Annotated in this window: 18 protein-coding genes; 7 read left to right on the top strand and 11 right to left on the bottom strand. The window is 57.2% G+C overall.

The annotated features are described in order from the left end of the window. The first annotated feature begins 31 nt into the window (after positions 1–31). Complete coding sequence (locus BAR1_RS11840) at positions 32–229, top strand: hypothetical protein (RefSeq protein WP_118943206.1); 198 nt, start codon at positions 32–34, stop codon at positions 227–229. A gap of 8 nt (positions 230–237) precedes the next feature. Here BAR1_RS11840 and BAR1_RS11835 read toward each other — a convergent pair whose 3' ends face one another. The 3 genes from BAR1_RS11835 to BAR1_RS11825 are packed head-to-tail and all read right to left on the bottom strand — an operon-like array spanning position 238 to position 2,276. Then, entirely contained in the window at positions 238–642 is a 405-nt protein-coding gene (locus tag BAR1_RS11835) for a rhodanese-like domain-containing protein (protein WP_118943205.1), read from the bottom strand. Between the two features lie 6 nt (positions 643–648). Then, on the bottom strand, positions 649–1,062 hold the full coding sequence (locus tag BAR1_RS11830) for a hypothetical protein (RefSeq protein ID WP_118943204.1): 414 nt from the start codon (positions 1,060–1,062) through the stop codon (positions 649–651). 11 nt (positions 1,063–1,073) lie between these two features. Then, positions 1,074–2,276, bottom strand: coding sequence for a pyridoxal phosphate-dependent aminotransferase (locus BAR1_RS11825; protein ID WP_118943203.1), 1,203 nt, complete (start codon positions 2,274–2,276; stop codon positions 1,074–1,076). Between the two features lie 103 nt (positions 2,277–2,379). Between BAR1_RS11825 and BAR1_RS11820 the strand changes: the two genes are divergently transcribed. Together BAR1_RS11820 and BAR1_RS11815 are read left to right on the top strand one after the other, a co-directional pair. Further along, positions 2,380–2,640 (top strand): FAD assembly factor SdhE, encoded by a 261-nt coding sequence (locus BAR1_RS11820; protein ID WP_118943202.1) that lies wholly within the window; start codon positions 2,380–2,382, stop codon positions 2,638–2,640. A gap of 200 nt (positions 2,641–2,840) precedes the next feature. Beyond that, complete coding sequence (locus BAR1_RS11815) at positions 2,841–3,338, top strand: MarR family winged helix-turn-helix transcriptional regulator (RefSeq protein WP_194295004.1); 498 nt, start codon at positions 2,841–2,843, stop codon at positions 3,336–3,338. A 170-nt stretch (positions 3,339–3,508) separates the two neighbouring features. On the opposite strand, the gene BAR1_RS11810 is transcribed toward BAR1_RS11815, so the two are convergent. Then, positions 3,509–3,937: a VOC family protein gene (locus BAR1_RS11810; RefSeq protein WP_118943200.1), complete on the bottom strand. Its 429-nt coding sequence runs from the start codon at positions 3,935–3,937 to the stop codon at positions 3,509–3,511. Between the two features lie 188 nt (positions 3,938–4,125). On the opposite strand from BAR1_RS11810, the gene thyX reads away from it, so the two are divergent. Further along, positions 4,126–5,034 (top strand): FAD-dependent thymidylate synthase, encoded by a 909-nt coding sequence (gene thyX / locus BAR1_RS11805; protein ID WP_118943199.1) that lies wholly within the window; start codon positions 4,126–4,128, stop codon positions 5,032–5,034. 71 nt (positions 5,035–5,105) lie between these two features. Further along, positions 5,106–5,408: a ribosomal subunit interface protein gene (locus tag BAR1_RS11800; RefSeq protein WP_118943198.1), complete on the top strand. Its 303-nt coding sequence runs from the start codon at positions 5,106–5,108 to the stop codon at positions 5,406–5,408. A gap of 116 nt (positions 5,409–5,524) precedes the next feature. Here the strand turns inward: BAR1_RS11800 and BAR1_RS11795 are convergent, their stop codons facing one another. Then, positions 5,525–5,734, bottom strand: a complete 210-nt coding sequence (locus BAR1_RS11795) for a cold-shock protein (protein ID WP_118943197.1) — start codon at positions 5,732–5,734, stop codon at positions 5,525–5,527. A 252-nt stretch (positions 5,735–5,986) separates the two neighbouring features. After that, on the bottom strand, positions 5,987–6,196 hold the full coding sequence (locus BAR1_RS11790; protein WP_118943196.1) for a cold-shock protein: 210 nt from the start codon (positions 6,194–6,196) through the stop codon (positions 5,987–5,989). A gap of 217 nt (positions 6,197–6,413) precedes the next feature. Here BAR1_RS11790 and BAR1_RS11785 point away from each other — a divergent pair, with 217 nt between their 5' ends. Next, on the top strand, positions 6,414–6,752 hold the full coding sequence (locus tag BAR1_RS11785; protein ID WP_118944462.1) for an ArsC/Spx/MgsR family protein: 339 nt from the start codon (positions 6,414–6,416) through the stop codon (positions 6,750–6,752). Continuing rightward, positions 6,745–7,119, top strand: coding sequence for a DUF4064 domain-containing protein (locus BAR1_RS11780; protein WP_118943195.1), 375 nt, complete (start codon positions 6,745–6,747; stop codon positions 7,117–7,119). The genes BAR1_RS11785 and BAR1_RS11780 overlap by 8 nt, the downstream gene beginning before the upstream one ends. Positions 7,120–7,206: 87 nt before the next feature. Here the strand turns inward: BAR1_RS11780 and BAR1_RS11775 are convergent, their stop codons facing one another. The 5 genes from BAR1_RS11775 to thrS all read right to left on the bottom strand — a co-directional run bounded on the left by BAR1_RS11775 (position 7,207) and on the right by thrS (position 11,884). Continuing rightward, the gene (locus BAR1_RS11775) at positions 7,207–7,746 is read right to left on the bottom strand and encodes a DoxX family protein (RefSeq protein ID WP_118943194.1); all 540 of its coding nucleotides are present in this window, start codon (positions 7,744–7,746) and stop codon (positions 7,207–7,209) included. A 2-nt stretch (positions 7,747–7,748) separates the two neighbouring features. Then, positions 7,749–8,501, bottom strand: a complete 753-nt coding sequence (locus BAR1_RS11770) for an HvfC/BufC N-terminal domain-containing protein (RefSeq protein ID WP_118943193.1) — start codon at positions 8,499–8,501, stop codon at positions 7,749–7,751. Continuing rightward, positions 8,498–9,358, bottom strand: a complete 861-nt coding sequence (gene bufB, locus BAR1_RS11765; protein ID WP_118943192.1) for an MNIO family bufferin maturase — start codon at positions 9,356–9,358, stop codon at positions 8,498–8,500. The genes BAR1_RS11770 and bufB overlap by 4 nt, the downstream gene beginning before the upstream one ends. A gap of 81 nt (positions 9,359–9,439) precedes the next feature. Next, positions 9,440–9,730, bottom strand: a complete 291-nt coding sequence (locus BAR1_RS11760; protein WP_118943191.1) for a BufA1 family periplasmic bufferin-type metallophore — start codon at positions 9,728–9,730, stop codon at positions 9,440–9,442. Positions 9,731–9,937: 207 nt separating this feature from the next. Further along, on the bottom strand, positions 9,938–11,884 hold the full coding sequence (thrS, locus tag BAR1_RS11755) for a threonine--tRNA ligase (protein ID WP_118943190.1): 1,947 nt from the start codon (positions 11,882–11,884) through the stop codon (positions 9,938–9,940). Positions 11,885–12,043 lie beyond the last annotated feature (159 nt).

Below are 12,043 nucleotides of genomic sequence, written 5' to 3'. Positions count from 1 at the left end.
ATCAAAATCGGTATTAAAAAGAAGGATTGCAATGAAACTTGCAGATACAGGCATCGTGTTTGCCACCGGAATGTTCAGCTTGCTCGCCGTGGGGGTATTGATCTGGGGCGTGGTACAGCTTCGGCAAAATGGTGCCTCTCTCTTGTCATTGGGTGCAATATTGGTATCTGCAGGTTTGGCTATTGCTGCATTTCTGATGGGCTTGTCCGGAATGACCCTAATGTTTTGATGGTCGGGTTAACCCTGTAAATATGGGTTTTTGACGGGGGCGATTTCCAGCCCGCTGTCGCGCCACGCGGTAAAGCCGCCTTTAAGGTGACAGACATTGTCCATGCCCATTTCCTGTAGGGCGCGGGTGGCAAGGGCTGATCGCCATGCGGACGCGCAGAACAGCACCAGTTTTTCGGCGTCATCAAAAGCTTTGCGGTGGTATTTGCACTCCGGGTCGACCCAGAATTCCAGCATCCCGCGCGGGGCGGACATGGCACCCGGGATGGTGCCTTCGCGCCATAGCTCGCGGATGTCGCGCAGATCGACGAACAAAACGCCCTCCTTGCCCAGCAGGGCGTTGGCGTCGGTCGGGGTGATCTGATCGACGATGGCGTTTGCCTCGTCAATCAGCTGCTGTGCGGTCTTTTTCATGGTGTTTTAATCGCCCCTGTCTTTGCGCATCAGTCGGTCTGCTTTCTTGCGCACCAGAACCGTGCGCAGATCATGCATCGCCAAAAGCAGCGCGTCTGTTATATCCTCCAGCTGTTCGTCGCCGGCTTTGGATTGCACCCATTGGGTGGTGATATTCAGATAGTCCACCGCGCGGTGGATATCGTCGATGTCGCGTCTGGCCAGCAGGGCCTTGCGCTGCTCCATCCAGTTTTCAATCGCGGTGCGGTCATCGCCCGACAGGGTTCGGTCGCCATGCGGTTTGTATTCGCCGTTCTTGATGTTGATAACCGCGATCTGGTCCATGTCGATCCGGCGCTGGCGGTTGTTTGTATCAATTCGAAACACCACCGCCCCGTTTTCACGGACCCGGAAATAGTAGTCTGGAAGCTCGTTACCCATTCAAACCCTCGTTACGTCAGATCCGCGCAAAACTGCTGGATGCGGGTGCAGGCCTGTTTCAAAGCCGCATCCGACGTAGCGTAGCTGACACGGAAGTTGGGGGAAAGCCCGAATGCCGCGCCGAACACCACGGCCACGCCCGCCTCTTCCAGCAAGGCGGTGGCGAAGGCCTCGTCATCGGTGATTTTGGTGCCGGCTCTGGTCGTCTTGCCGATGCAGCCGGCAATCGACGGGTAGACATAGAAGGCCCCGTCCGGTGTGGGGCAGGTGATGCCCTGTGCCGCATTCAGCATGTCCACCACCATATTGCGGCGGCGCAAAAAGACCGCGTTGTTGCTGTCGATGAAATCCTGCGGCCCGTTCAGTGCCTCGACAGCGGCCCATTGGGAAATGGAGCAGGGGTTCGAGGTGCTTTGCGACTGCACCTTGCGCATCGCCGCAATCAGGTGTTCCGGCCCACCCGCATAACCGATCCGCCAGCCGGTCATCGCATAGGCCTTGGACACGCCGTTGCAGGTCAGGGTGCGCCCGTACAGGCCCGGCTCGACCTGGGCAGGGGTGGTAAATTCGAACCCGTCAAACACCAGATGTTCATACATATCGTCGGTCATCACCCAGACATGCGGGTGGCGCATCAGCACTTCGGTCAACCCCTTTAGTTCGTCACGGGTGTAACCGGCCCCTGTGGGGTTCGAGGGCGAGTTGAAGATCAGCCATTTGGTTTTGGGCGTGATCGCCGCCTCAAGCTGCTCTGGCGTGATTTTGAAATCCGTTTCAAGGCTGGCCTCGATCGGCACCGGCGTGCCACCGGCCAGCAGCACCATATCGGGGTAGCTGACCCAATAGGGGGCAGGGATCAGCACTTCGTCGCCTTCATTCAGGGTTGCCACCAGCGCGTTATAGAGGATCTGCTTGCCGCCGGTGCCAACGCTGATTTGCGACGGTGCATACTCCAGCCCGTTGTCGCGCCTGAACTTGGCGCAGATGGCTTCCTTTAGCTCGGGCATCCCGTCGGGGGCGGTGTATTTTGTCTTGCCTTCGTCAATCGCGCGCTTGCCTGCGGCCTTGATGTTGTCGGGGGTGTCAAAATCGGGCTCCCCCGCGCCAAGGCCGATCACATCCACGCCTGCCGCCTTTAGTTCACGCGCTTTGGTGGATACCGCAATCGTCGGTGACGGTTTCACGCGGGACAGGGTATCGGACAGGAAAGACATCGGGAAAACTCCGGTTTGAATATGGTTGCCCCTTGTCTTAGGGTGCGCGGGAAAGCGGATCAAGAAATTTGGCCGTTTGATCGGCAATAAAGGATCAAGGCAGATGGGCGAAACCAAACAGGACCGGCTGAAACGGCTAAAAATGCGCTCGTGGCGGCGGGGTATAAAAGAGATGGACCTGATCCTTGGCCCCTTTAGCGACACCGAACTTGAAGGCTTGGACGAGGCACAGATAACGGTGTATGATGCGATGCTGTCCGAGAATGACCATGATTTATATCAATGGGTTACGGGGCGGGTTGCAGCCCCGCCAGAATATCTGGAACTGCTGAAAATCATCTCGGAATTCGCATTCAAATCATAACTGGCGAAGTTTTTTCGCAGTTTGTAGCGTTTCGACTTAAGTTTGAAACATGTCCTGCCAACGAACGCCATTGCTGCGCAATCGCTGCCTCGCTGGCAGGACATGTTTCACAGATTCAATGAAAAGTCGAAACGCTTTAACGGAATGTTTGTGTTTATTGGTCAGTGTCGGCGCCAGGCAGTTTTCGGCGGAGAGACATGATGAGTATGCACACAAGCGTGATGACCCAGTCCCAGCAGGGATTTATTTCGGGCTATCTGGAAACCCTTGCGATGGTGGAACGATTACACCGCCTGTTGCTGGACGTGATCAAGGATGAATTCGAACGGGTCGGCGTGTTGGAAATCAACGCGGTTCAGGCGCTGTTGCTGTTCAATATCGGCGACAACGAGGTGACAGCGGGCGAATTGAAATCGCGCGGTTATTATCAGGGCTCGAACGTGTCCTATAACCTGAAGAAACTGGTTGAAATGGAATATATGCACCACCAGCGGTGTGAAATCGACCGCCGGTCGGTTCGGGTGCGCCTGACGGAAAAAGGGCGCCATATTCGCGACGTTGTGGCAGGGCTGTTTGCGCGCCATGCAGACGGGCTCGAGGCCAAGGGGGTGCTGGGGCATGACGGGATTGAGGCGATCAACACATCCCTGCGCCGGATGGAACGCTACTGGAGCGATCAGATCAGGTATATTTACTAAAAGCGTTCCGGCTTTTCATTGAATCTGTGAAACATGTCCTGCCAGCGAGGCAGCGATTGCGCAGCAATGGCGTTCGTTGGCAGGGCATGTTTCAAACTCAAGTCGAAACGCCCTAGCGATGCAGCATCCGGACCGGCGGCCCTGATCTGGGTTGCCGGTCCGGTTTGATCCTACCAGTGGCCGGTGCTTTCCATACTGGCCCAGGGTTCTTGTGGCTCTAACCGGTCCCCCATCTGCAACAGTTCGACCGAAATATTGTCAGGGGTGCGCACAAAGGCCATATGACCGTCGCGTGGCGGACGGTTAATGGTGATGCCGGCGTCCTGCAATTTCTGGCACATTTCGTAGATATTCTCGACACCGAAGGCCAGATGGCCGAAATGGCGACTGTCCGAAGGCAGGCCATCGTCACCATCCCAGTTCCAGGTCAGTTCGATCGGGCATTCGGGTTGATCCTCGGGGGCCATATAAAGCAGGGTAAAGCGGCCTTCTTCGCTGTCGTAGCGTTTGGTTTCTTTCAGGCCCAGCAGGGCAAAGAACGCCATTGTTTTTTCCAGATCCAGAACCCGTATCATTGTGTGCAGATATTTGATCTTCATTCGATTTCCTTTCGGATTAGGGGCTTTGCCCTAAAAGACCCTTCAAACACAAGCGGCGCAAGGGGGGAGGGTGAACAATCGTCTCTGCGGATATGCACATTGCTTTATATAGGTGCTTTCCGAATCTGGCTGCATAGATATAGTTACCCTGACTCGTTGTTTAAGTTTTTGCCCAGAAGGGACGCCAAATGCCGCTGACGCCTGAACAGATCGCCGAAATTGAAGCCCAACGCGCCAACCCGCGCCCGACATTGCGCGCGGTCAGCGAAGGGATGGAAGCGCATTTGTACAAGGCGCACGAAGTGCTGGACCACGGGTTTATCCGCGTTATCGACTATATGGGGGATGACGCCGCGATTTGTCAGGCAGCGCGGGTGTCTTATGGCAAGGGCACGAAATCGGTGCAGAATGATGAAGGCCTGATCCGGTATCTGATGCGCCACTGGCACAGCACCCCGTTCGAGATGTGCGAAATCAAGCTGCATGTGAAACTGCCGGTGTTCGTTGCACGGCAATGGATCCGCCACCGCACTGCCAATGTGAACGAATATTCTGCCCGCTATTCGATACTGGACCGCGAATTCTATATCCCCGCGCCGGACCAGTTGGCGGCGCAATCGGTGGTCAACAATCAGGGCCGCGGTGTGGCGCTGGAAGGGGAAGAGGCCGTGCGCGTGCTGGAAATTTTGAAATCCGACAGCAACCGCGCCTATGACAATTACGAGGCGATGATCTCGGACGAGGGGCAGGCGGGGCTGGCGCGTGAACTGGCGCGGATGAACCTGCCGATGAACATCTATACCCAATGGTACTGGAAGGTGGACCTGCACAACCTGTTCCATTTCCTGCGCCTGCGCGCCGACAGTCACGCCCAATACGAAATCCGCGTCTATGCCGATGCGATCTGTAAGGTGGTCGCCGATTGGGTGCCTGCTGCTTATGGCGCCTTCGAGGATTACCGCATGGGCGGCGCCAACCTGTCGGGCAAGGCGATGGATTGCATCCGCCGGATGCTGAAGGGCGAAGAGGTGACGCAGGAAAATTCCGGAATGAGTGCCGGGGAATGGCGCGAATTTCAGGCAGAATTAGAGGGTTAGTCTGTTCAGCCCTTGAAAGCCCGATAATACCCCTTATCTATATGTTAACAATAGAAAAAGGGGAAATGGTCATGCAAGTAATCCTGCACAATCACGATGCCGTCCACGGGTTTGAAAGCGCCCAGGAATTCGCGGAAGATGTTCTCGGGCGGGCATTGAAGGGTAAGTCGGACAAGCTGACACGGGTGGAAATCTGGATATCTGACGAGAATTCGCATAAGGGCGGGGCAGATGACAAGCGTTGCTCTATGGAAGCGCACCCCAAAGGCAGAAAGCCGGTCGGTGTTAAGAATTTTGCCGCAGACATACCTGCCGCAATACGTGGTGCTGCGACCAAACTGTCGCACGCGCTGGAGCACGAGCTTCGCAAATAGCGATGATTGCAAGGTTCAGGCGTGTCGTAAATACACACCTTTCCAAACGAAAACACCCCGCTGCCAATGGCAACGGGGTGTTTCAAACTGTAGGGCGGGGTTACCCCGCCGAAAGCTTAGTCAACCAGCGAAATCGCACCGGCGGACTGACGGCCGTCACGGCCCTCTTCCAGCTCGAATTCGACTTTCTGGTTGTCAGCAAGGCCGGTCAGACCTGCGCGCTCGACAGCCGAGATGTGTACAAACACGTCTTTGCCGCCTTCGTCAGGTGCGATGAAGCCGAAGCCTTTAGTAGTGTTAAACCATTTTACGGTGCCAGTAGCCATACCCGTATCTCCTTATCAAAACACCGCCCGCGTTATGCGGCGGCTTGGTGTTGCAGTCTCTTAGTCTTCGTCCGGCTGCTCTTGGATAAGGTAGCGGGTAGAAAAAGTCTGTCGTCACAGGGGACACATGGGGGTATTCATCCCAAGATACAAGCATTTCTTTTCAATTAATTGATTGTGGCGGTTTTTTGCGCACCACCAAGGGTGGCCCGCAACGGCAGGCCACCCAAGTTTTCGTTCGCGCTGTTGTTTCTAGTCGAGCAGTTTCAGTTCGCCCGCGCTGGAACGCCCGTCGCGCCCCTCGATCATTTCATAGCTGATCTTCTGGTTGTCGGCGAGGCCTGTCATCCCTGCCGCTTCGACTGCGGAAATATGCACAAATACGTCATTTCCGCCGTCATCGGGCGCGATAAAACCAAACCCTTTTGTTGTGTTGAACCATTTTACGATGCCTGTCGCCATCCATCTTCTCCGTCAATTTAGCCCCCCACCCGCGAAATTGCGGACAGGTCGTGCAGCCAGTTCTCCAGTCTTTCAGCCGCACCCGAGCGGGTGGCGTCGTCAAGAAACCTGTTGTCACGGGTAAAATCGTAGGGGGATTTTGACAAAAGGCAAGAAAAATGCGCTCGCACTCGGCAGCGCTCCGCTTATAGTGATGGGAAATATTTGCGAGGATAAGATGAAATTATACGGGTTAAAGAACTGTGACACCTCGCGCCGGGCGTTTAAGGCGCTGAAGGCGGCGGGGCATGAGGTGGAGCTGGTGGACGTGCGCAAGGACATGATCAGCCCCGAGGAGCTGGAGCGGTTGTATCTGGTGTTCGGGCAGGATTTGCTGAACCGGCGCTCGACCACCTGGCGCAAGCTGAGTGAAGAGGAGCGCAAAGAGGGGGCGGTGGCATTGATGATCAAACACCCGACCCTGATGAAGCGGCCGGTTATTCTGGAAGAGGGTGGATTGCTGACCCTTGGCTGGGGTAAGGATGAGCAAAAGCATTGGGGAGTGAAAGATGCGTAACGCGGCGTTAATGTTAGGGGTGATCGGCGGGATTATAGGTATGATCGTCGGGTTCTTTAGTTATGCCTATACCCAGGCGGTTGATATTATTGGTGAAAAGGCGCCGGAAGTGCTGGAACAAGGGGTTCTGGAGCAGGTTGATAATGTCGGATTGATCCGGTTCATGGCATTGTTTGCCCCTTTGCTGGCGATTGCGGGCGGCGCAATGGCGCGCTCAAGGGCGCGGATTGGCGGCGGGCTGATGCTGGCCTCGGCGGCGGGGATGTATTACGCGTTCCATTTTAATGCGTTCACCATGTTTCCGATTGCCATGTGCGCGCTGGGCGGAGTGTTGGCGATTGCGGCGGTGAATCCGGACGAACACTGAAGCGGTTGCGCCGCCTGACGGCGCCGCCCCGCGCGCCCAGTCCGGGCGCGATGCCTCCGGCGGAGGTATTTCGGGCAAGAAGAAGGGTCAGGTCACTCGTCCCAGTAACCGGTCGAGCGAGAGCGGACCGGCCCCGCGGATCACGAGGATCATCAGGATGGTGATCCAGAACAGGCGTTGATCCATGATGGTGCCATCCGGTGCGCGATCGAACCATGTGCCGTATTCGGTGGCCATATGGCCGTAGATGTCGGTCAGGCTTTGCAGGATGGTGAAGCCGATCATGCCAAGGGCCGCGAGGCGGGTAAGCAGGCCGATTACGATCAGCAGTGGTAGGATGAATTCGGCCCAAGTGCCCGTGAGCGTGACAAGCCACTGGAAGGTGGACATGGCGTCGCTGTCGTAACCTGCGGCCTCGAAGGCGCGGGGGTAGATCTGGCCATAGGCGTTGCTGATGTCAAAGATACCAAACAGCCCGTCGCCGATTTTCAGGCTGGCGGAGTTCCAGAAATAGATCAACAGGGTGGCGGCAAAGGTGAAGCGCGCCAGAGTGGGCAAGAGCCACGGTCCAAGCGTGGATTCGAGTTTTCGGAAAAACGAGTTATGCAGAGAAATCAGCGCGTTCATTGTTATGTCCCTTTGGATATTTTTGTTATTGCACAGGTGCTTAGCAGCAGCCCGAGTGTTTGGGTCAGATCAAAATCGCCCGAGGTGATTGTGGCTTGTTTCAGGGCCTCACCCAATGGTGCGTTCTCAATCAGGGCAGCGATGAAGGCCCCTGCGCCGGCGGGCAGTACGGTAACTTGCGGGTCGAATTCGGGGCGGGTGATCAATATCTCTTCGGGGTGCAGTTCCGTCGGCGGGGTGTCCCCCGAACTGTTGGCATGGAAAATCGAACCAGCGGGCCATTTCGAGCGGATCAGATGCACCGGAGGGGCCAGATGCAGGCGGGTTTTCAGCAGGTCGTCGGGGTCGATGGTTTGCAGGGCCGTCGGGTCCAGCGGCGGGGTGTCGGCGGCGTGGTAACTGCGGCACAGGGCCAGTTCGATCCGCGCGACATCCGGCAGATAGCCAAGGTGGGTGACGGGTTCAAACCCTTGCAGAAATACCGGCATTTCGGTGCCGTAAAACATCAGCACGGGGCTGTTTGGTTGATGCTGGCGCAGGAACACGCCCGCCATCGCCTTGAAGAATTCGTCACCGACAAGTTGGCGGATGACGGGGAATGTGACTTCGAGCGCTTCGGACAGGCTGACGGCGACGTTGTTGCGGTAGACGGAAAAGCGTTTACCGGCGGGGGCACCTTCAGGATCGCGCAGCCCTTCGGGGTTGGGCTGATCCGGGTTCAGGATGGCTTGTGCGAAATCGGATTGGCGGCTCATGCGGGGGCCTTTTCCAGAATGTTCGCCGCGCGGGCGGCCTCGGCGGCCAGCTCGGGCCATTCGGGCACATTGGCGTCCCATTCGATCAATGAAGGGCGCGCGCCGGTTTTGCCCAGAGTGTAGTCAAACAGCGCCCAGACTGGATCGGCCACCTCGCGCCCGTGGCTGTCGATCAGCAGCGGCGCGCCGGTATCATCGGTATCCTGATCATGGCCGCCAAGGTGAAATTCTCCGACATGGTCCAGCGGGAAGGCATCGATATAGTCGATCGCACCGGTTTTCTGGTTGGTGGCAGAAATAAAGACGTTGTTGATGTCCAGCAGCAGGCCACAGCCGGTGCGCGCCACCACTTCGGCCAGAAAATCGGTCTCGGAATAGGTGGATTCGGCAAAGGCCAGATAGGACGAGGGGTTTTCCAGCAGCATTTTGCGGCCCAGCACGTCCTGCACCTGCGCGACATGATCGGCCACGCGGGTCAGGGTTTCTTCGGTATAGGGCAGGGCGATCAGATCGTTCAGGTAAGTCCCTTCGTGGGTGGACCAAGCCAGATGTTCGGAAAAACTGGCCGGATTCAGCCAGTCGCAAAGATGTTTCAGACGTTTCAGGTGATCATTGTCCAGCGGGTCGGCCCCGCCGATCGACAGGCCAACGCCATGCACGGAAATAGGAAACCGTTCGGCCAGATGGCGCAATTGCGCTATCGGGCGGCCACCGTCACCCATATAGTTCTCGGCGTGGATTTCCAGCCATTCAACCGGCGCTGGATTCTCCATGATCTGGGCGAAATGTTGGGGTTTATAACCTACACCGGGGGCATTGGGCAGGATTGGGGGCGATGTGCCTGGCGTATCGAGCATGAAGCGGCCCTGACTTGAATTGGGAATTCCGGATGTAAAAAGGGCGCCTTCGCATGTCCTGCAAAGGCGCCTTTGGTCGGTTTAGGACGGGATGTCGCGGTCCAGTTCTTCGAGCGAACCCATGCGGCCTTCGGGCAGTTTGATCGAGGCGCATGTGCCTGCGGGAACCAGCGAGAATGCGTTGCCCTGATAGTCGACTTTCGAGGTGCCGGCGCATGTTGTGCCAGCGCCTGCTTTGCAATCATTCTGGCCAGCCAGCGCAACACCATAGCATTTTTCCTTGGCGGCGGCGGCGGCGGGTGTGGTCATCTGGGCGGTCAGAGCAGCAGCAATAGCACCGGCAACAGCGAGGGATTTTACGTGGTATGACATTTAGAAGTTCCTTTGTTACGTTTCCATTTGATCGCATGGTGGCGATGGGGAAAGGCTAGCGAAAGAAGGGGCACACAGGCCACTCACATCGGCGTGTGTCACGGGTGCGTTATGAAATGTCAGGGGTTTTGGGCGGAAAATGCCGGTTTTCACCCTCCTGCGCTGGAATGTTACAACGCAGGAGGGTGAATTGTTACAGTTTCGGGCCTATGCCAAATCGGGGGCCTTGGCCTCTTGTGACAGACTGGCGACGGCTTCGTCCAATGTGTCCACCTTGGTTTGTTTTTCGCCAAGGCGGCGGATGGACACCGTGCGTTCCTCGACCTCGCGCATGCCGATGGCCAGAATGGCGGGCACTTTGCCAAGGCTGTGTTCGCGGACCTTGTAGTTGATCTTTTCATTGCGGATGTCGGCCTCGGCACGCACACCGGCGGCCTGAAGGGCGGCAACGACTTCATGCACATAGTCATCCGCATCCGATATGATCGAGGCCACGACAACCTGACGCGGGGCTAGCCAGAAGGGCAGTTTGCCGGCAAAGCTTTCGATCAGGATGCCGATGAAGCGCTCGAAACTGCCCAGCGTGGCGCGGTGCAGCATGACGGGGCGGTGTTTGGCGCCGTCCTCGCCGATATAGGTGGCGTCCAGACGTTCGGGCAGCACGAAGTCCACTTGCAGGGTGCCGCATTGCCAGTCACGGCCGATCGCATCGGTCAGCACGAATTCCAGTTTAGGGCCGTAAAACGCGCCTTCGCCCGGATTCAGGGTGTATTCGGAACCGGCGGCTTCGGTCGCGGCGATCAGGGCGGCTTCGGCCTTGTCCCAGACTTCGTCCGAGCCGGCGCGGGTTTCGGGGCGGTCGGAAAACTTGACGCTGAATTCTTCAAAGCCGAGGTCTTTGTAGATCAGCGACAGGAAGTCGATAAAGCGTTTGGTTTCTTCTTCGATCTGGGCTTCGGTGCAGAAGATATGCGCGTCATCCTGAACGAAACCGCGCACCCGCATGATGCCATGTAGCGCGCCCGATGGCTCGTACCGGTTGCAGGATCCGAATTCGGCCATGCGCAGCGGCAGGTCGCGGTAGGATTTCAGACCCTGATTGAAGATCTGAACGTGGCAGGGGCAGTTCATCGGTTTCAGCGCGTTCACCGATTTTTCCCGCGCGTGTTCCTCGTCTACCTCGACGATGAACATATGCTCCTGATATTTTTCCCAGTGGCCCGAGGCCACCCACAGTTTGCGATCCACCACTTGCGGTGTGTTCACCTCGACATAGCCCGCTTCGTTCTGGCGGCGGCGCATGTAGTCCTGCAATTCGGTGTAGATACGCCAGCCGTTCGGGTGCCAGAAAATCTGGCCCGGGGCCTCTTCCTGCATGTGGAACAGGTCCATCTCGCGGCCCAGCTTGCGGTGGTCGCGTTTGGCGGCCTCTTCCAGCATGTGCAGGTGCTTTTTCAGATCGTTCTTGTTCTGGAAGCCGATCCCGTAAATCCGCTGCAACATGGCGCGGTCGGAATCACCGCGCCAATAGGCACCGGCGATCGACATCAGTTTGAAGGCGTCAGCAGGCACTTGCCCTGTGTTTTGCAAATGCGGGCCGCGGCACAGGTCCTGCCAGTCGCCGTGCCAGTACATGCGCAAAGGTTCGTCACCCGGAATGGCCTCGATCAGCTCGACCTTATAGGGTTCGTTATTGTCTTTGTAGAACTGCACCGCGCGGTCGCGATCCCAGATTTCGGTGCGCACCTCGTCGCGTTTGTTGATGATTTCCTTCATCTTCTTTTCGATCAGGGCAAGGTCTTCGGGCACGAAGGGTTCTTCGCGGTCAAAGTCGTAATACCAGCCATCCTTGATCACCGGGCCGATGGTGACTTTGGTGTCGGGCCAGATTTCCTGCACCGCGCGGGCCATGATGTGGGCGCAGTCGTGGCGGATCAGTTCCAGCGCCGGTTCTGCGTCTTTCATGGTGTTGATGGCGATTTCGGCGTCATCATTGATGGGCCACTGCAAATCCCAGTGCTGGCCGTTCACCGTGGCCGAGATGGCCTTTTTGCGCAGCGAATTGGAAATACCGGCGGCGATTTCGGCGGGCGTGATACCGGCGTCGAATTCGCGTTTGTTGCCATCGGGGAAGGTGAGTTGGATCTGGGCCATGGTCTGGCGCTCCTCGTCGGTTTGGCGCCTACCAAGCGCCCGGTTGCGGGTATGGTTCGGGGTGTGTTTCGCGCTAATGGGCGGGGATGTCAACACAAAGGAGTTACTGCGCAACGCTTTATATCTCGGCCCCGCAAGGGGGCCTCGGGTTTGCCTGCG

Origin of the sequence: Profundibacter amoris, from assembly GCF_003544895.1 — a bacterium.
In the GTDB taxonomy this organism is placed as follows: domain Bacteria; phylum Pseudomonadota; class Alphaproteobacteria; order Rhodobacterales; family Rhodobacteraceae; genus Profundibacter; species Profundibacter amoris.
Note: the sequence above shows the minus strand (reverse complement) of the source record. Positions and strands in the feature narration are given on the sequence as shown.

Coding starts and splice junctions, on each gene's coding strand:
- bufB (WP_118943192.1), bottom strand. CDS start 9,358: ATGCTCGATACGCCAGGCACATCGCCCCCAATCCTGCCCAATGCCCCC.
- BAR1_RS11790 (WP_118943196.1), bottom strand. CDS start 6,196: ATGGCGACAGGCATCGTAAAATGGTTCAACACAACAAAAGGGTTTGGT.
- BAR1_RS11815 (WP_194295004.1), top strand. CDS start 2,841: ATGAGTATGCACACAAGCGTGATGACCCAGTCCCAGCAGGGATTTATT.
- BAR1_RS11810 (WP_118943200.1), bottom strand. CDS start 3,937: ATGAAGATCAAATATCTGCACACAATGATACGGGTTCTGGATCTGGAA.
- thrS (WP_118943190.1), bottom strand. CDS start 11,884: ATGGCCCAGATCCAACTCACCTTCCCCGATGGCAACAAACGCGAATTC.
- BAR1_RS11795 (WP_118943197.1), bottom strand. CDS start 5,734: ATGGCTACTGGCACCGTAAAATGGTTTAACACTACTAAAGGCTTCGGC.
- BAR1_RS11780 (WP_118943195.1), top strand. CDS start 6,745: ATGCGTAACGCGGCGTTAATGTTAGGGGTGATCGGCGGGATTATAGGT.
- thyX (WP_118943199.1), top strand. CDS start 4,126: ATGCCGCTGACGCCTGAACAGATCGCCGAAATTGAAGCCCAACGCGCC.
- BAR1_RS11830 (WP_118943204.1), bottom strand. CDS start 1,062: ATGGGTAACGAGCTTCCAGACTACTATTTCCGGGTCCGTGAAAACGGG.
- BAR1_RS11760 (WP_118943191.1), bottom strand. CDS start 9,730: ATGTCATACCACGTAAAATCCCTCGCTGTTGCCGGTGCTATTGCTGCT.
- BAR1_RS11775 (WP_118943194.1), bottom strand. CDS start 7,746: ATGAACGCGCTGATTTCTCTGCATAACTCGTTTTTCCGAAAACTCGAA.
- BAR1_RS11840 (WP_118943206.1), top strand. CDS start 32: ATGAAACTTGCAGATACAGGCATCGTGTTTGCCACCGGAATGTTCAGC.
- BAR1_RS11835 (WP_118943205.1), bottom strand. CDS start 642: ATGAAAAAGACCGCACAGCAGCTGATTGACGAGGCAAACGCCATCGTC.
- BAR1_RS11770 (WP_118943193.1), bottom strand. CDS start 8,501: ATGAGCCGCCAATCCGATTTCGCACAAGCCATCCTGAACCCGGATCAG.
- BAR1_RS11800 (WP_118943198.1), top strand. CDS start 5,106: ATGCAAGTAATCCTGCACAATCACGATGCCGTCCACGGGTTTGAAAGC.
- BAR1_RS11825 (WP_118943203.1), bottom strand. CDS start 2,276: ATGTCTTTCCTGTCCGATACCCTGTCCCGCGTGAAACCGTCACCGACG.
- BAR1_RS11785 (WP_118944462.1), top strand. CDS start 6,414: ATGAAATTATACGGGTTAAAGAACTGTGACACCTCGCGCCGGGCGTTT.
- BAR1_RS11820 (WP_118943202.1), top strand. CDS start 2,380: ATGGGCGAAACCAAACAGGACCGGCTGAAACGGCTAAAAATGCGCTCG.